We start from the raw sequence: 17,639 nt of genomic DNA on the forward strand, positions 1-17,639 counted from the left end.
AGGATCAAACTCTCCGTCAAAGAACACGCCAACCAGGAACCCCAGGAAAATGAGGCACCCCGGCCGGCAGAAAATGATCCGGCATCAAACACCCGCCACCATGCACGGGGGTGCACAGCAACAGGCAACTTTGACAACCAAAAAAATGGCATCAACAAACTTGGCACACTATTGAGTTCTCAAACAACACGCCGCACCCGGTAACAACCAGACCAGAACCAGCCAGGCCCTCCCGGAGCAACTTCTCAAACCTACCCGCTCGCCCTCTCCGAGTCAAACCGTGCCTTGCGGCTCGATGACTGTTCGCGAACTGACGGGGTTGGTTGCGCCTTCCGGGTTGTTCCCCGGCGTCCGGCGCGGATAGAACTATACCACCGGCGCGCGGCCAACGCCAACCTGCCTTCAACGGCTGTGGGGAGGGGGCGAACCCCCTCCCCACAGCCACCGGCGATCGTCCCGGTATCCGTCGGCCGGCCCCGGCTACTCGGCGGCCTCAGCTGCCCCGTCTGCCTCGGCGGACAGGTCGGGAACGAGGTACACGACGCCCAGCGGGGGAAGCGTCAGGACTGCCGAGGCCGGCTTGCCGTCCCACTCCCTCGCTTCCGCGACCACGAGCCCCCCGTTCGTCACGCCCGAGCCGCCGAACTCTGTCGCATCCGTGTTGAGCAGCTCACGCCAGCGTCCCGCCTGCGGCAGGCCCACGGTGTAGTCGATGTGCGGGTTGCCGGCGAAGTTCGCGACGCACACGAGCGGGGCGCCGTCGTCGGACCAGCGGATGAACGAGATGACGTTGCGCTCCGCGTCGTCGCCACGGATCCACTCGTACCCGGACGGGTCGTTGTCCTTCTCGTACAGCGCCGGCGTGGACCGGTAGACCGAGTTGAGCTCGCGGAAGAGCCGCTGAATCCCCTGGTGCGGCTCAAGGTCCGCCATCCACCACTCGAGCCCGTGCTCCTGGTTCCACTCGGCCTCCTGCGCGAACTCGCAGCCCATGAAGATCAGCTGCTTGCCCGGGTGGGCCCACTGGAAGGCGTAGAACGCACGCAGGTTGGCAAGCTGCTTCCACCGGTCTCCCGGCATCTTCCGCAGCATCGACCCCTTGCCGTGGACAACCTCGTCGTGGCTGATGGGCAGGAGGAAGTTCTCGCTGAACGCGTACACGATCGAGAAGGTCATCTTGTTGTGGTGCCAGGACCGGTTCATCGGGTCCTCGTGCATGTACTGGAGCGAGTCGTGCATCCAGCCCATGTTCCACTTGATGCCGAATCCGAGTCCGTTGAGCGAGGTCGGCTTCGTGACACCGGGGAAGGCGGTGGACTCCTCCGCGATCGTCACGATGCCGGGATTCCGCTTGTAGGCGGTCGCGTTCGTCTCCTGGAGGAACGAGATGGCCTCGAGGTTCTCCCGGCCGCCGTACTGGTTGGGCCGCCACTGGCCCTCCTGGCGCGAGTAGTCCAGATAGAGCATCGATGCGACCGCGTCCACCCGCAGCCCGTCGATGTGGAACTCCTCGAGCCAGTAGAGCGCGTTGGCCACCAGGAAGTTGCGAACCTCGGTGCGCCCGAAGTTGAAGATGAGGGTGCCCCAGTCGGGGTGCTCGCCCTGCATCGGGTCGGCGTGCTCGTACAGCGGCTCGCCGTCGAACTTGGCCAGGGCCCACTCGTCCTTCGGGAAGTGCGCGGGGACCCAGTCCACGATCACGCCGATCCCCGCCTGGTGGAGGCGGTCGACCAGGTAGCGGAAGTCGTCGGGGTGGCCGAAGCGCGAGCTCGGCGCGTAGTAGGACGTGACCTGGTAGCCCCATGAGCCGCCGAAGGGGTGCTCGGCGACCGGCATGAACTCGACGTGGGTGAAGCCCATGTGCGTGACGTACTCGACGAGCTCCTCGGCCAGCTCGCGGTAGCCCAGCCCCGGCTTCCACGAGCCGATGTGCACCTCGTACACGCTCATGGGGGCGTTGTGCGGATCCTTCAGTGCCCGCGCGGCCATCCATTCGTCGTCCTTGAAGGCGTAGTTCGACTCGTCGACCCGTGAGGCGGTGAGCGGCGGGACCTCGGTGGCGAACGCCATCGGGTCTGCGCGCTCGACCCAGTGGCCGTGGCGCGTAAGGATCCCGAACTTGTAGCACATCCCTGCTACAACGCCGGGGATGAAGATCTCCCACACGCCCGACGTCCCGAGGCTCCGCATCGCGTGCTCGCGGCCGTCCCAGCCGTTGAAGTCGCCCTTCACCTGGACGGCCTGGGCGTTCGGCGCCCAGACCTTGAAGGACGTGCCCTCGACGTTTCCGAGCACGGAGTGGTGCCTCTCGACGTGGGCGCCGAGCGCCTTCCACAGCTCCTCGTGGCGTCCCTCCCCGATCAGGTGGAGGTCGAGCTCGCCGATGGTGGGCATGTAGCGATACGGGTCGTCGACGGTCACAAGGTGGCCGTCCCCGTACTCGACCTCGAGCCGGTAGTCCGGCACGTGGCCTTCGTCGGCCTCCGGAACGGTCCCGACCCACACGCCGTGCGACTCGTGGTCCAGCGGGACGCGGCCCTGGGGCGTGACGGCCGTGACCGAGCTCGCGAGGTGCTTGAGCGCGCGGATGGTCACCGTGCCCTCACCGTCGAGATGCGCACCGAGGACGGCGTGCGGCTGGTGGAAGGCGCCGGCTGCGACCTTGGCCAGGACGTCGCGGTCGACGGGGATGGGCGCCTTCTCGCCGGCGCCGGGCACGATGGCCGAGGGCGCCTCCACGGCGTCCCCTGCCAGGCTCCGGGCGCGGACCGCGCCATCGTGCTGTGCGGCAGTCTGGCCTGCAGCGCCCTGCGCCGCTCCCCCTGCGTGCTCTCCGTGTGCCACGTGCGCCTCCTCTCCGGGCGGCGGTGCCGCCGCCCCGACTGCTGTCTCGTCCGGCGTGCCTGCGGGCCCGCCGGGGATGCCTTCCCGTGATCGGTCCTGCTCCCGGCCCGGAAGCCAGGCCCCCAGCGCTGTGCGTGCCGCGTGCAGGGGGATCTCGGCCCACGCTGGCCGGTTCCGCTCCTCATAGGAGACTTCGTAGAGCGCCTTGTCGAGCCAGAGCGCGTCGAAGAGCGCGGTGCCGAAGGGGCTGTCGCCCCCGGCCACGGAGGCGTAGCCCTCCCAGTAGGCCCGCCCCGCAGCATCGGCCCATCCCTCGGGCACGCGCGCGGCGGGATCGGTGCGGCGCGCGGCCCCGGCGGCGTAGTCGAACGAGCGCAGCATCCCGACGACGTCCCGGAGCACCACGTCGGGAAGGCTGCGCTCGGCGACGGGCCGGAGCGGCTCACCCTCGAAGTCGAGGATGGCGAAGGGCCGCTCGCTGCCGGCGAAGTGGAGGATCTGGCCCAGGTGCAGGTCGCCGTGGATGCGCTGGAGGACGAGTCCCTCCCTGGCTGCGGGCAGCGCCGCCAGGAGGGCGTCGAGGGCCGCATCCGGCACGCCCACACTCCCTCGGACCTCGGCCCAGGCGGCCCGCAGGCGCTCGGAGAGGCGCTGGACGAACGCGTCGGCGGCGGGGCCATCGAGCGTCTCTGTCCCGAGCGTGGTCGCGAGCGCCGTGTGGATCCGGGCGGTGGCTGCCCCGAGCCCCCGCGCCGTGTCCGAGAGGTCCCGGCCGTCCGCGGCAGCGTCGAGCGCAACCCCCCACATGTCCGCGCCGCCGGCGAGGAATTCGTGCGCGACGGCGAACTGGCCCTGCGCGCGGCCCCCCTGGGGGCGCTCCCAGCCGACGTCGATCCAGCCGAGCGCCGTCGGGGCGTCGGTGGCGCGGGCACGGGCCAGGGCGGCCCCGAGCTCCACCTCGGGGTTGAGCCCCTCCGAGAGCTGGCGGAAGACCTTGACCATCGCATCGCCGGCAGCCGAGCGGACCACGATCGACGTGTTCGACTGCTCCCCCCGCAGGACCGAGGAGGTGAGGGCGCCGGAAGGGAGGCCGCCCTGCCCGCTCGAGGAGCCGACGGCGTCGGCGTGGTCGCCCGCGACCGCGGCACCGTCCTCCATGAGGGCGAGGAGCGCTGCCGAGAACGCGGGCTCGTGCACCGCGTCGTACACCCAGACGACCGTCCCGCCCGGTCCGCGCACCTTGCCGATGAGGGCGGCCTCGTCGCCCTCAGCGGGCTCGCGGCGCAGGCTCAGCGGCACATTGAGCACGGTGTCGAGCCGGCCGGCGCTGGCCCGGATGAGGTGCACCTCCAGGCGCGGGGCGTCGGGGCCCCCGCCCGAGAGCACGAGGCCGCCCGCCGGCTCGAACTCGACGTCGCGGCCCTTGGCCGGGAACCACCGCTGCTCGGGGATCCACTCGGCGAGAAGCGCCTCGAGTGACGGGAAGAGGGCGCGGGTCTCGGTGTCCATCACTGGACCAGCTCCCCCGCCGGGGACTCCGGGACAATGACCGGCAGCGCCGTGGTCAGCGGGCTGGTCGGCACGGAGGCGGCGTTGCGGACGCGCAGCCAGAAGTACCCGTGCGCGCCGAGCGTCACGTGGAAGCGCCCGTCCGGCCCCACCTGCGAGAACGGTTCCCCGCCGAAGATGTCCCGCAGGCCGCGCCCGGCGAACTCGGGCAGGTCGAGCGCGGTGGCCACGGGGTGCCCGGCGAGGTTGAACACGCACAGGATGGCCTCGCCGCGCCTGCCGTGCGCCTCGTCGTCGGGCATCTCCCTCAAGTAGGCCAGCACCCGCTCGCTGTCCGCGGGGACGTTGCGGTAGCCGCCCAGTCCGAACACGGGGTGCGCGCGGCGCACCCCGAGGATGTTGCGCATCCACCGCAGGAGGCTGCCGGAGTGTGCCATCTCGGCCTCCACGTTCGCCATCCCATAGTGGTAGACCAACGACTGGATCGTCGGGAGGTAGAGCTTGCCCGGGTCCGCCGTCGAGAAGCCCGCGTTGCGGTCCGGGTTCCACTGCATCGGCGTGCGCACCGCGTCGCGGTCCTCGAGCCAGATGTTGTCCCCCATCCCGATCTCATCGCCGTAGTAGAGGAAGGGGCTGCCCGGCAGCGAGAGCAGGAGCGCGTTGATGAGCTCGATTTCCGCGCGGGAGTTGTCCAGCAGGGGGGCCAGGCGGCGGCGGATGCCGACGTTGGCCCGCATCCGCGGATCCGAGGCGTACCACCCCAGCATCGCCTCGCGCTCCTCGACCGTGACCATCTCGAGGGTCAGCTCGTCGTGGTTCCGCAGGAAGGTGCCCCACTGGGCACCGCCGGGGATGGCCGGGGTGTCCACCATGGTGTCGACGATCGGCTGGGCCTTCTGGTCACGCAGCGCGTAGTAGAGGCGCGGCATGATCGGGAAGTGGAAGGCCATGTGGCACTCGGGCTCAGTCTCAGTGCCGAAGTACTCCACCACCTCGTGCGGGGGCTGGTTGGCCTCGGCGATGATGATGCGGCCGGGGTACTTGTGGTCCATGAACTCCCGCAGCCGGGCGAGGAAGACGTGCGTGGCCGGGAGGTTCTCGCAGTTCGTCCCCTCCTCCGCGTACAGGTACGGGATCGCGTCGGCCCGGATGCCGTCCACGCCCTGGTCGAGCCAGAACTGCACGACGTCGAAGATCGCCTGCTGGACCTTGGGGTTCTCGAAGTTCAGGTCTGGCTGGTGGCTGAAGAAGCGGTGCCAGAAGAACTGCCGCCGGATCGGGTCGAAGGTCCAGTTGGACTCCTCGGTGTCGATGAAGATGATGCGGGCGTCCTGGTACTTCTCGTCCGTGTCGCTCCACATGTAGAAGTCGCCGTACGGCCCGTCCGGGTCCCGCCTCGACTCCTGGAACCAGCGGTGCTGGTCCGAGGTGTGGTTGAGCGGGAGGTCGATGATGATCCGCACGCCGCGGGCGTGGGCCTCGGCCACGAGCCGCTGGAAGTCGCTGATCGAGCCGAACTCCGGCAGCACCGACTCGTAGTCGGAGACGTCGTAGCCGCCATCGCGGAGCGGGGACTCGAAGAACGGCGGCAGCCACAGGCAGTCGACGCCCAGCCACTGCAGGTAGTCCAGACGGTCGATCAGGCCCTGGATGTCCCCGGAGCCGTCTCCGTTCGCGTCGTTGAACGCCCGGACGAGGACCTCATAGAAGACCGCCTTCTTGTACCAGAAGGGATCGTGCTTGAGGCCTGGTGCGTTGACGTTGAAGTTCGGCTGTGCCTGTTGGCCGATGTTCATGGACTCTTCAGGTCTCCTTAACGGCGGGTCACGCTGGTTCGGGTCTACGCCACGTTAGCGCGGCGTCTGAAGGACCGGCTACCGACGCACGTGGAGGATGTGCGCCGGCTCGGCGTGTGCGTCGAGCCGCACGTAGTTGTGCTCCCCCCACATCCACGACTGCCCGGACAGGAGGTCGTCGACGCGGAACCTGCCCTCGAGGTCGAGGGCCTCGCGGTCGAGGTGGAGCGCGGGGAGGTCGAGGGTGACGGTGCTTTCCCGGGACGAGTGGGGATCGACGTTGACCACGACGATGAGGGTGTCCTTCGTCCCGTCCGCGTTCTCCTTGTGCTTGGAGAACACCACGGTCGCGTCGTCGGTGCTCGAGTGCAGGGTGAGGTTCTGCAGGTCCATGAGCGCCGGGTGCGCGCGCCGGATCTCGTTCAGCCGGGTCAGGTACGGCGCGAGCGAACGGCCCGCGGCCTCCGCGGCGGCCCAGTCCCGCTGCTTGTACTCGTACTTCTCGTTGTCGATGTACTCCTCGGCGCCCGGGCGGGCCACATGCTCGACCAGCTCGTAGCCGGCGTAGACGCCCCACAGCGGGCTGGCCATCGAGGCGAGGACCGCCCGGATCTTGAACGCCGGCCAGCCGCCGAACTGGAGGTACTCGGTGAGGATGTCCGGGGTGTTCACGAAGAGGTTGGGCCGGTAGAACGGGGCCCAGTCCTTCGAGATCATCGTGAAGAACTCCTCGAGTTCCACCCGCGTGTTCCGCCACGTGAAGTACGTGTAGGACTGCTGGAATCCCGCCCGGCCGAGCGCCTTCATCATTGCCGGCCGCGTGAAGGCCTCGGCGAGGAACACGACGTCGGGATTCTTCTTGGCCACCTTGCCGATGAGCCACTCCCAGAACCACACCGGCTTGGTGTGCGGGTTGTCGACGCGGAAGATCTTCACCCCGTGGTCGATCCAGAGGTTCACGATCCGCAGGATCTCCTTGGAGAGCCCCTCAGGGTCGTTGTCGAAGTTCAGCGGGTAGATGTCCTGGTACTTCTTCGGGGGGTTCTCGGCATAGGCGATCGAACCGTCGACCCGGGTGGTGAACCACTCGGGGTGGGACGTGACCCAGGGGTGGTCCGGCGAGGCCTGCAGCGCGAGGTCGAGCGCCACCTCGAGACCGAGTTCCTCGGCGCGGGCGACGAACGCGTCGAAGTCCTCGAACGTGCCCAGATCCGGATGGATCATGTCGTGGCCGCCCTCCGCGGCGCCGATGGCCCACGGCGAGCCGGGATCGCCCGGGTCGGCGGTGAGCGAGTTGTTCGGGCCCTTGCGGAACGCGCGCCCGATCGGGTGGATCGGGGGCAGGTAGATCACGTCGAAGCCCATCGCGGCCACTCCGGGGAGGCGCTCCGCCGCGGTGCGCAGCGTGCCCGAGGTCCACGCGCCGGTGGCATGGTCGCGCACGGCGCCCTCGGAGCGGGGGAAGAACTCGTACCACGCGCCGCGGCCCGCCCGCTCGCGCTCGACGAGGAGGGGGAAGTGCTCGCTCTCGGTGACGAGCTCGCGGATCGGGAGACGCTCGACGGCGGCCCGCACCTCGGGCGCCTCGCCCGCCGCGAGGCGGTCCTCGACGGAGCGGGAGGCGTCGGCGAGCGCGTACGACGCCGAGCGGAACGTTCCGCGGTCGGCCTCGCTGCGGTCCTCGTCCTCGGCCGCGGCGGCGAAGAGCGCCGCGCCCTCCGCGAGCATGAGCTCGACGTCCATGCCGGCGGCGATCTTCACGGCGGCGTTGTGGTGCCACGTGCCGTAGCGGTCATGCCAGGCCTCGATGGTGAAGGTCCACTCGCCCTCCTTGGTGGGGGTGAGGATGCCGTGCCAGCGGTCGAGGCCCTTGCCCAGCTCGCGGAGCCGGACGCGCTGCTTCTCCTTCCCGCGCGGAGAGTAGAGGACTGCGCTCACGCCGAGCGCGTCGTGGCCCTCGCGGAAGGCGGTGGCGCCGACTTCAATGCTCTCTCCGGCGACGGCCTTCGCGGGGAACGCCCCGCCCTCGACCACGGGGAAGACGTCCGTGATGGGGAAGCGGCCGAAGCGGAGCTTGCCGGGAATGTGCGGTTCGAGAGCGGGCACAGGTTGTCCTTTCGCATGGCGGGCGTGGTCCCTGAAGGCCTGTCCATCCGTCACGATAGCCCGGCTCGCGGACGATTGCGAAGGACGTGACCTGGCCGCCGGTGACCCCGCTCCCCCACCCATACCCGCAGTTCACCGCCATGTAACGTGGCGCTCTTCATCGGTGCTCGCGGCTCGGCTAGTGTGGCGCAGGTGAAGGCCATCCGTAGATTCACCGTCCGCACCGTGCTCCCCGAGCCGATCGCTGCGCTCGACACGCTTGCCACGAACCTGCGCTGGTCCTGGCACCAGCCGACCCGCGACCTGTTCGCCGGCCTCGACCCCGAGCTGTGGGAAGAGAGCCGGCACGATCCGGCGGGCCTGCTGGGCCTCATCACCCGCGAGCAGCTGCAGCGCCTGGCCCTGGACCCGGACGTGGTGGCCCGTGTGCGCGCGGCCGAGGAAGACCTGCGTGCTTACCTCGAGGAGCCGCGCTGGTACCAGGGGCTCGGGGCCGGGGCGCCGAAGTGCATCGCCTACTTCTCCCCGGAGTACGGCATCACCGAGGTCCTCCCCCAGTACTCCGGCGGCCTCGGGATCCTCGCAGGCGACCACCTCAAGAGCGCCTCGGACCTCGGTGTGCCGCTGATCGGCGTCGGCCTCCTCTACCAGGCCGGCTACTTCAAGCAGTCGCTCTCGCGCGACGCCTGGCAGCAGGAGACGTACCCGGTCCTCGACCCGGACGCGCTGCCCCTGACGCTGCTCAAGGAAGCGGACGGCACGGCCTGCGTCGTGACCCTTCCCCTGCCCAACGGCCGGAAGCTCCACGCCCACATCTGGCGCGCCGACGTGGGCCGCGTCCCACTGCTGCTGCTCGATTCGAACATGCCGGCGAACGACGACGGCGCACGCTCCATCACCGACCGCCTCTACGGCGGCGGCGGGGACCACCGGCTCCAGCAGGAGCTCCTGCTCGGCATGGGCGGCGTGAAGGCCCTGCGGATCTTCCAGCGGCTCACCGGCGGACCGGCTCCCGAGGTCTTCCACACGAACGAGGGCCACGCGGGCTTCCTGGGCATCGAGCGGATCCAGGAGCTCATGTCCGCGTCCCAGCCGCTCACCTGGGACGAGGCGCTCGTGGCCGGCCGCGCCTCCACCGTGTTCACGACCCACACCCCGGTGGCCGCCGGCATCGACCGGTTCGACGCTGCGCAGATCAAGTACTTCTTCGACGCCGGCCTGGCCCCGGCTGTGCCCACCTCCAAGGTGCTCGAGCTCGGGCGGGAGAGCTACGAGGGCGGTGACCCGTCCGTGTTCAACATGGCGGTCATGGGGCTGCGCCTCGCGCAGCGGGCCAACGGCGTCGCGAAGCTCCACGGCCGCGTCTCCCGTGAGATGTTCTCCGGGCTGTGGCCGGGCTTCGACCACTCCGAGGTGCCGATCACGTCCGTCACGAACGGTGTGCACGTGCCCACGTGGATCGACCCCAGGATCAACGCCATGGCCGAGGACCTCGCCCCCGGCGGCGGGGTCGGAGGCCGTTGGGACGTGGTCTTCAACGTCTCGGACGAGAAGATCTGGCAGATCCGCCGCGAGCTGCGGGCCCGGCTCATCGAGGACGTGCGCCGGCGTGTGCGCGCCGCGTGGCACAAGCGCGGCGCCGGCGAAGCGGAGCTGACCTGGACCGACTCGATCCTGAGCCCTGACGTCCTCACCATCGGCTTCGCCCGCCGCGTCCCGACGTACAAGCGCCTGACGCTCATGCTCCGTGACCCGGCGCGCCTCAAGCGGCTGCTGCTGGATCCCGAGCACCCGATCCAGATCGTGATCGCCGGCAAGTCGCACCCGGCGGACGACGCCGGCAAGAAGATGATCCAGGATCTCGTGCGCTTCACGGACGACCCCGAGGTCCGCCACCGCATCGTGTTCCTCCCGAACTATGACATCGCCATGGCGCGGACCCTGTTCCCGGGCTGTGACGTCTGGCTCAACAACCCGCTGCGGCCCCTCGAGGCGTGCGGGACCTCCGGGATGAAGGCCGCGATCAACGGCTCCCTCAACCTCTCGGTCCTCGACGGCTGGTGGGACGAGCTCTACGACGGCTCCAACGGCTGGGCGATCCCGACCGCGAGCGGTGGGGCGAGCGCCCATGAGCGGGACGACATCGAGGCCGCGGCCCTGTACGAGCTCATCGAGACCCAAGTCGCCCCGCGCTTCTACGGGCACGCCGGCACGCAGACGGGGGCGGAGTCCGCCGGCGCGGCGGGGCCGTCGTCGGGCCGCGCCGAGGGCGCTCCGACCTCGTGGATCTCGATGATCAAGCACACCCTCTCGTTCCTGGGCCCCGCCGTCTCGGCGGACCGGATGGTGGGCGACTACGTCAACGAGCTCTACACCCCCGCGGCCCAGGCCGGCCGGGCAGCCGTGGCGGAGGACTACCGGGCCGCGCGCGAGCTCGCCGCGTGGACCAAGCACGTGCGCAGCAACTGGTCCCAGGTCCACGTCGAGCACATCGACTCCGGCGGCCTCTCGGAGGTCCCGCAGATCGGCGACAAGCTCAACGTCAGCACCTACCTCAACCTCGGCGTCCTCAACCCCTCCGACGTGCTCGTGGAACTCGCCTACGGCAAGGTGGACGAGGCCGACCAGCTCACCGGGGTGGGCCTGACGGAGCTCGAGCCGAGCGAGCACCTCGGCAACGGCCGCTACGTCTTCGCCGGGGCGGCGATGATCGAGCACTCGGGCGCGTTCGGCTACACCGTCCGGGTCATCCCCCGGCACGAGGGCCTCGCGTCGAAGGCCGAGCTCGGCCTCGTGGTCAACGCCTGATCAGGGCCACCTGATCAGGCGTCCACGACGCGCACTGTGAGGGTGTCCTCGCTCGCGCCGACCGCGTCGGCGAGGATGCCCTCCACTGCTGCGAACGCGGCAGTGGCCCGGAAGGCCGGGTGCACGCGCCATTCGACCTCGAGCGGCGCCCCCTCGCCGTTGGCGAGCTCAGAGGCGAGGTCCTGCAGGCAGTCGTTGAGGGCGTCGAGGTTCTGGCCGTAGTAGTCGGGGAAGCCCAGCGCTGCCCCGAACGCGACGAGCACCTCGCGCTTGGACGCCGCGGCCGGCACGACCACCCGGCGGTGCTCCCCCGGGGACCGATGCTTCGGGGATCGATGTGCCGTCATTGGTCCTCCCGGATGAACCGGAACGACGCGTAGTGGTCGTCCGTGTAGTAGGAATCGCCCTGCTTCCCCGCCACGATCCGGCGTGCCCCGCGGTCCGACGAGCCTGGGGTGGGGACCGTGTACTCGTGGTAGTAGCCGCTGGGCCTGGCCGGCAGGATCTTCTCGAAGTTGCTGTACACGACGCCGTCCCGGCTGTACGGGTACGGGCCGCCCCGCGCGATCAGGGCGAGCGTGTCCCGGGCCTCCCGCGGCAGCTGGGACGCCTTCACCTCCGGGAGCCGGCTCGGGTTCGCCCGGCCGGCGGAAGCGGAAGTGGCCGCGGCGGACACGGCCGCGGCGGACGCGGAGGCGGAAGCGGATGGCGACCGCCCGGCGTCGGCCGTCAGCCCGCCGCAGGCGGACAGCAGGCCCGCGAGGGCCATCGCGAACAGCACGAGCGGCAGCGCCGCGCGGCCCAGGGTCCGCGTCACGCCGCGGACCGGGCCCGGTAGATGGTCAGGGAGTACGGCTCCGCGGCGTCCTGCTGCCCGGAGGCGAACACGGTGCCGATGCGCTGCTCGGCGTGGCGGGCGGTCGAGTAGCGCAGCTCGTAGGCCATCGCGTGCCCCTTCGCCTCGGGGAACGTCACCGCCGTCCGCGCCGGGCTGCCGTTGACCACCACGAGACCGTCGAGGTAGCCGTCCTTCGAACCGAGGAGGAACTGCAGGAGCCGCTCCCGCGGGTCCTGCCAGCGGCCCGGGTCCATGGGCTCGCCGTCCGGGCCGAACCAGTGGAAGTAGTTGCTCTCCTCGCGGGCCGGGTAGCTCGGCGGCTGGCGCTGGAGGAAGTCGCGGCGGATGCGGATGAGCCACGCCGTGTGCTCGAGCAGGTGCTGGCCCGTGGAGTCCAGGTTCCAGTTGAGCCAGGTCAGCTCGTTGTCCTGGCAGTACGCGTTGTTGTTGCCCTGCTGCGAGCGCCCGAACTCGTCCCCTGCCGTGAGCATGGGCACCCCGAGGGAGACCATGAGCGTGGCCAGGAGGTTCTTGGCGGACTGGGTGCGCGCCTCGAGGATCGACTCGACCTCGGTGGGGCCCTCGAAGCCGTGGTTGTAGGAGCGGTTGTGGGTGGCGCCGTCCCTGTTCTGCTCGCCGTTGGCCTCGTTGTGCTTGCGGTGGTAGGCCGTGAGGTCCGCGAGGGTGAAGCCGTCATGGGCGGCGACGAAGTTGACCGAGGCCAGCGCCGTGCGTCCCGATGCCGCGAAGAGCCCGTGCGAGCCTGAGAGCGCGTCGGCGAGTTTCGCCGTCGGCCCTCCCTGCCCGCCCGAGTCGAGCTGCGCCCGGTCGGAGAGCCAGAAGTCGCGGACGGTGTCGCGGTAGTGGTCGTTCCAGTCGGACCAGCCCAGCGGGAACCGCCCGGTCTGCCACCCGCCGAAGCCGAGGTCCCAGGGCTCGGCGATCAGCTTGGTGCGCGAGATCACCGGGTCGGCGGCGGCCGCGACGAGGAAGGGGTGCGCGGCCGTGAAGGAGTGCTGCCCGTCGCGGCACAGCGACACGGCGAGGTCGAACCGGAAGCCGTCGATCCTGTACTCCTCGGCCCACAGCCGCAGCGAGTCGAGGGCCAGCTGGACCACGCGCGGGTTCGAGAAGTCGAGCGTGTTGCCGCAGCCGGTCGTGTCGATGTAGCGGCCTTCCGGGTCGCAGCGGTAGTACTCGTGGTCCCCGAGGCCGCGGAAGCTGATGACCGGCCCGTCCTGGCCCTCCTCCGCCGTGTGGTTGTAGACCACGTCCAGGAGCACCTCGATGCCGGCCTGGTGCAGGAGCTTGACCATGCCCTTGAACTCGTCCTGGACCGCCTGCGGCCCGGCGGCGCGGGCGGACTCGGTGGCATAGTCCGGGTGGGGGGCGAAGAAGGCGGCGGTGTTGTAGCCCCAGTAGTTGGTGAGGCCGAGGTCCTGAAGGTGCGACTCGTCGAGATGGAAGTGCACCGGCAGGAGCTGCACGCTCGTGATGCCCAGCCGCCGGAAGTAGTCGATCATCACCGGGTGTGCGAGGCCCGCGTACGTTCCGCGCAGGTCCTCGGGGATGTCCGGGTGGAGCATGGTCTGGCCCTTGACGTGGGCTTCGTAGACGACGGTGTCGCGCAGGGGGACGGAGGGCCGCTCCACGTCGCCCCAGTCGAATCCGTTGTGGACGCGCACGTTCAGCCATTGGCCCTCGGCCTCCGCGACCGCGCGGCCGTAGGGATCGAGGAGGAGGGTCCCCTCGCCGGCGGCGGGCGCCTCCCCCGCCTCGTCGGTGCGGGCGGCGAACGCGTAGCGGGTGCCCTCGGGGATGCCTGCGATCAGGCCGTGGTGGACCCCGTCCGTGTACTCCGGCAGGGGTGCCTTGCGCCACGTGCCGTCATGGTCGAGGAAGTGGACGTCCACAGCGTCGAGCCCCGGAGCGTACACGGCGAGGTTGACCGTATGGGTTGCCTGCTGCTCGGCGGAGCGTGCAGGGGTGAGGCCGAGCGGAAACGGCTGCGACGGCGTCACCACGAACGCCAGCGGCATCGTCATGTTGCTCATGCTCATATGCATCCTTGGCCCGTTGGAGCCGGGCCGTGGTCCTTCCTCGTCGGTGTCAGGGTCGACAAGAGCGTGGGGCCACCCTCAGCATGCTCATCCTAGTATCCGGACCCGATCCGCCGAGAAGGCCGGGCCTTCTGCGACGCCTTCGGACATACTGGTGCCATGCGGATCGCACTCGTCCAGCTGACCTCCTCCCGCTCCGTCGAGGAGAACCTCGCCCTCGTCCGCGCCCGTGTGGCCGAGGCGGCGCGGCGGCACGCCGACGTCGTCGTGTTCCCCGAGGCGACCATGCGCGCCTTCGGGCACTCGCTCACGGAGATCGCCGAACCCCTCGGCGGCCCGTGGGCCGAGGCCGTGCGTGCCGCCGCCGACGACGCCGGGGTCGTCGTGGTCGTGGGGATGTTCACCCCCGGGGAGGGCGGCACCGTCCGGAATACGCTCCTGGTCCACGGCCGCGGCGTCGACACCCACTACGACAAGATCCACCTCTATGACGCGTTCGGCTTCCTCGAGTCGGACACCGTCACGGCGGGCAAGGAGCCGGTCACCTTCACGGCCGACGGCGTCACCTTCGGCCTCGCGACCTGCTACGACGTGCGCTTCCCGGACCTCTTCACCGCGACGGCCGACGACGGCGCCCAGGTCCAGATCGTGTGCGCCTCGTGGGGCCCCGGGCCCGGGAAGGCCGAGCAGTGGGACCTGCTCGTGCGGGCGCGCGCCGTGGACTCCACGTGCTTCGTTGTGGCCGTCGGCCAGTCCGACCCGGAGGCCGCGGGCGTGGACGCGAAGCACGGCGCGCCGACCGGGATCGGCCGCTCCGCGGTGGTGAACCCGTTCGGGCACCTGCTCGAGCGCGCCGGGTCGGGGCCCGAGACGCTGTATGTGGACCTCGACGTGGCCCAGGTCGCGAAGGCGCGGGAGGCCCTGCCGGTCCTCGCGAACCGCGTCCGCCTATAGCGCGAAGTCACCCCCTGGGGCGCCGAGGTCATCCCTGCGGGGTGACGTCGCGCACCCACGGGGTGACCTCGCGCACCCACGGGGTGACGTCGCGCACCCACGGGGTGACGTCACGTGCCTACGGGGTGACGTCGCGGGGCGCTACTTCGCCTCGGCGGCCGCCCGTCGGGTCGAGACCTCGTAGAGCGAGATCGCCACGGCCATCCCGGCGTTGAGGGACTCCATGTCGGAGTCGATCGGGATCGAGACGATCTGGTCGCACAGCTCGCGCGTGAGGCGGGAGAGGCCCTTGCCCTCGGACCCCACCACGAGGCACACCGGCTCGGTCGCGAGGGCGAGGCCCGGCAGCGAGACGTCGCCGTCGCCGTCGAGGCCGAGCACGAAGATCCCCAGCTCCTTCATCTGCCGCAGCACGGTGTTGAGGTTCGGGGCCTTGGCCACCGGGACGCGGACGGCAGCGCCGGCGGAGGTCTTCCATGCGGAGGCCGTCATGCCCACGGAGCGCCGCTCGGGCACGATCACGCCGTTCCCGGAGAACGCCGAGACCGAGCGGATGATCGCGCCGAGGTTGCGCGGGTCCGTGATCCCGTCGAGCGCCACGAACAGCGGGGCGTTGGCGATGTGGCCCTTGCGCCACTTCTCGCACGTCTCCTCGGCGAGCTCGAAGGCATCCGGGTAGCTGTACGGGGGGACCTGGAGGGCGAGACCCTGATGGATCGCGTCGTCCGTCATGCGGTCGAGCTCGGGCTTCTGCGACTCCATGAGCGGGATGCCCGCCTCGGCGGCCAGCTTCATGGCCTCGCGCACCCTGTCGTCCATCTCGATCCGCACGGCGACGTAGAGGGCCTTCGCCGGGACGCCCGCACGCAGCGCCTCGACCACCGAGTTGCGTCCGGTGACCATCTCCTCGGCGCCCTTGGACCGGCCGGTCCCGCCGCCCCGGCCTGCGGCGAGGCGCCCCGGCTGCCCGGTGCGCTTGGCGGCCGAGCGCTCGGCCAGCTCCTTGGCCCGGTGCGCCTTGTGGTACACGCGGTCCTCGGCCTTGGGCGTGGGGCCCTTGCCCTCGAGGGCCTTGCGGCCGTGGCCGCCGGTGCCCGTGGTGGGGCCCTTCTTCTTCCGGGTTGCTCCCGGGCGTCCCTTGGCCATCTAAGCTCCCATTCGGTTGGTCTGTGCGGTGTGCGGGGCCGCGAGGCTCCAGGCGGCACCGTCGGCTGAGTCCTCGACGGCAATGCCCGCCGCCGAGAGGGTGTCGCGGATCGCATCCGCGGCGGCCCAGTCCTTGGCGGCCCGCGCGGCGGCGCGAGCCTCGAGCTGGGCGTCGACGAGGACGGCGAGGGCGTGATGCGCTGCACTATCGGACGACGGCGTGTCGGTGCGGGCGGCGTCGAGGCCGAGGACGGCGGTCATCGCCAGCACCTCGGCCAGCGCGGCGGAGGACGTCTCCGCATCCCCGTCGGCCAGCGCCGAGTTGCCGCGGCGCACGGTCTCGTGCAGCACGGCCAGGGCCTGGGGGATGTTGAGGTCCTCGTCCATGGCCTCGGCGAACGCCTCGGGCACGGAACCGCCCGCGGCGCCGGCATGGCCCCCGCGGGGCGAGCCGCCGCCGTCGTACGCCGCATCCCCGCCGGCCCGAGCGCCCGCCTTGGCAATGAACCCGTCGATGCGCTCGACGGCGGCCGCGGCCTCGGTGAGGGACGTGGGCCGGTAGTCGAGCACCGAGCGGTAGTGGGCCTGGCCGAGGTAGTAGCGCACCACGCGCGGGCTGGCGAGGGCGAGCATCTCGGCGGGCGCGATGACGTTGCCGATCGACTTCGACATCTTCTCGCCCTCGAAGGTGACCATGCCGTTGTGCATCCAGAAATTCGCGAAGGGGTCCCCCGCCGCGGCGGACTGGGCGAGCTCGTTCTCGTGGTGCGGGAAGCGGAGGTCGAGGCCGCCGCCGTGGATGTCGAAGCGGGGGCCGAGGTACTTCGTGGCCATCGCCGAGCACTCGAGGTGCCAGCCCGGCCGGCCGCGGCCCCACGGCGAGGGCCAGGACGCCGTCACGGGCTCCCCCTCCTTGTGGCCCTTCCACAGCGCGAAGTCGCGGGGGTCGCGCTTGCCCCGCGGGTCAGCGTCCGTGGCCGCCTGCATGTCGTCGATCCGCTGGTGGGTGAGCGAGCCGTACTCGGGCCACGAGCGCACGTCGAAGTAGACGTCGCCCGAGCCGTCCTGGGCCGGGTAGGCGTGGCCGCGCTCGATGAGCCGGGCGATGAGCTCGTGCATCTCGGTGACGTGGCCCGTGGCGCGGGGCTCGTAGGTGGGGCGCTGGACGCCGAGGACCTCGTAGGCCGCCTCGAATTCCTGCTCGTAGCGGTAGGCGAGCGCGAACCACTCCTCGCGGGGGATGTAGGTGCCCTCGGGGACGAAGTCCGGCGCGAAGCTCGCCTCAGACTTGGCCAGGATCTTGTCGTCGATGTCCGTGACGTTGCGGACCACCGTGGTCTCGTAACCGCGGTACGCGAGCCAGCGGGTGAGCTGGTCGAAGACGATCGCGGAGCGGACGTGCCCCACGTGGGGGGATCCCTGCACGGTGGCGCCACAGTAGTACACCGAGGCCTTGCCGGGCTCGAGTGGGACGAAGTCACGGACTTCGGCTGTGGCGGAATCGTAGAAGCGCAGGGTCACTGGATAAGGGTATACGGGTGGGTGGGTGGGACGACGAGGAGGGGTGGGACGACGAGG

11 protein-coding genes are annotated in these 17,639 nt (G+C 70.5%); 3 read left to right on the plus strand and 8 right to left on the minus strand.

Translation table 11 applies throughout. The features are described from left to right. Nucleotides 1-204 (plus strand): hypothetical protein (locus tag J2W21_RS00005; protein ID WP_307112459.1); only part of this gene is annotated, 204 nt, incomplete at its 5' end. 276 nt (nucleotides 205-480) lie between these two features. Here J2W21_RS00005 and glgB read toward each other — a convergent pair. The 3 genes from glgB to J2W21_RS00020 form a co-directional block, all read right to left on the minus strand. Beyond that, complete coding sequence (gene glgB, locus J2W21_RS00010; protein ID WP_307112460.1) at nucleotides 481-4,353, minus strand: 1,4-alpha-glucan branching protein GlgB; 3,873 nt, start codon at nucleotides 4,351-4,353, stop codon at nucleotides 481-483. After that, nucleotides 4,353-6,149: a maltose alpha-D-glucosyltransferase gene (gene treS / locus J2W21_RS00015; protein WP_307112461.1), complete on the minus strand. Its 1,797-nt coding sequence runs from the start codon at nucleotides 6,147-6,149 to the stop codon at nucleotides 4,353-4,355. Before treS ends, glgB begins: the two co-directional genes overlap by 1 nt. Nucleotides 6,150-6,227: 78 nt before the next feature. Beyond that, the gene (locus J2W21_RS00020; protein WP_307112462.1) at nucleotides 6,228-8,255 is read right to left on the minus strand and encodes an alpha-1,4-glucan--maltose-1-phosphate maltosyltransferase; all 2,028 of its coding nucleotides are present in this window, start codon (nucleotides 8,253-8,255) and stop codon (nucleotides 6,228-6,230) included. Between the two features lie 192 nt (nucleotides 8,256-8,447). Between J2W21_RS00020 and glgP the strand changes: the two genes are divergently transcribed. Next, a complete protein-coding gene (gene glgP / locus J2W21_RS00025) occupies nucleotides 8,448-11,063 on the plus strand; it encodes an alpha-glucan family phosphorylase (RefSeq protein ID WP_307112463.1) in 2,616 nt (871 codons plus the stop codon). Between the two features lie 14 nt (nucleotides 11,064-11,077). Here the strand turns inward: glgP and J2W21_RS00030 are convergent, their stop codons facing one another. Genes J2W21_RS00030 through glgX form a run of 3 tightly spaced genes read right to left on the minus strand, consistent with a single transcriptional unit; the run spans nucleotide 11,078 to nucleotide 13,946 of the window. Further along, nucleotides 11,078-11,410 carry a barstar family protein gene (locus J2W21_RS00030; RefSeq protein WP_307112464.1) on the minus strand — a complete coding sequence of 111 codons (333 nt, stop codon included), beginning with the start codon at nucleotides 11,408-11,410 and terminating at the stop codon, nucleotides 11,078-11,080. Next, complete coding sequence (locus tag J2W21_RS00035; RefSeq protein ID WP_373423044.1) at nucleotides 11,407-11,880, minus strand: ribonuclease domain-containing protein; 474 nt, start codon at nucleotides 11,878-11,880, stop codon at nucleotides 11,407-11,409. The genes J2W21_RS00030 and J2W21_RS00035 overlap by 4 nt, the downstream gene beginning before the upstream one ends. Further along, nucleotides 11,877-13,946, minus strand: a complete 2,070-nt coding sequence (gene glgX, locus J2W21_RS00040; RefSeq protein WP_307112993.1) for a glycogen debranching protein GlgX — start codon at nucleotides 13,944-13,946, stop codon at nucleotides 11,877-11,879. The genes J2W21_RS00035 and glgX overlap by 4 nt, the downstream gene beginning before the upstream one ends. Before the next feature lie 174 nt (nucleotides 13,947-14,120). Here glgX and J2W21_RS00045 point away from each other — a divergent pair, with 174 nt between their 5' ends. Continuing rightward, on the plus strand, nucleotides 14,121-14,915 hold the full coding sequence (locus J2W21_RS00045) for a carbon-nitrogen hydrolase family protein (RefSeq protein WP_307112465.1): 795 nt from the start codon (nucleotides 14,121-14,123) through the stop codon (nucleotides 14,913-14,915). A gap of 141 nt (nucleotides 14,916-15,056) precedes the next feature. Here the strand turns inward: J2W21_RS00045 and rlmB are convergent, their stop codons facing one another. Together rlmB and cysS are read right to left on the minus strand one after the other, a co-directional pair. Continuing rightward, on the minus strand, nucleotides 15,057-16,061 hold the full coding sequence (gene rlmB, locus J2W21_RS00050; protein WP_307112466.1) for a 23S rRNA (guanosine(2251)-2'-O)-methyltransferase RlmB: 1,005 nt from the start codon (nucleotides 16,059-16,061) through the stop codon (nucleotides 15,057-15,059). Beyond that, nucleotides 16,062-17,582 carry a cysteine--tRNA ligase gene (cysS, locus tag J2W21_RS00055; RefSeq protein WP_307112467.1) on the minus strand — a complete coding sequence of 507 codons (1,521 nt, stop codon included), beginning with the start codon at nucleotides 17,580-17,582 and terminating at the stop codon, nucleotides 16,062-16,064. Nucleotides 17,583-17,639 lie beyond the last annotated feature (57 nt).

The organism is Sinomonas atrocyanea, from assembly GCF_030811715.1.
Classification (GTDB): domain Bacteria; phylum Actinomycetota; class Actinomycetes; order Actinomycetales; family Micrococcaceae; genus Sinomonas; species Sinomonas atrocyanea_A.

Bases quoted from the DNA above. Each gene is read 5' to 3' on its own strand.
- glgB (WP_307112460.1), bottom strand. From the start codon at position 4,353: ATGGACACCGAGACCCGCGCCCTCTTCCCGTCACTCGAGGCGCTTCTC.
- treS (WP_307112461.1), bottom strand. From the start codon at position 6,149: ATGAACATCGGCCAACAGGCACAGCCGAACTTCAACGTCAACGCACCA.
- J2W21_RS00030 (WP_307112464.1), bottom strand. From the start codon at position 11,410: ATGACGGCACATCGATCCCCGAAGCATCGGTCCCCGGGGGAGCACCGC.
- glgX (WP_307112993.1), bottom strand. From the start codon at position 13,946: ATGACGATGCCGCTGGCGTTCGTGGTGACGCCGTCGCAGCCGTTTCCG.
- J2W21_RS00045 (WP_307112465.1), top strand. From the start codon at position 14,121: ATGCGGATCGCACTCGTCCAGCTGACCTCCTCCCGCTCCGTCGAGGAG.
- rlmB (WP_307112466.1), bottom strand. From the start codon at position 16,061: ATGGCCAAGGGACGCCCGGGAGCAACCCGGAAGAAGAAGGGCCCCACC.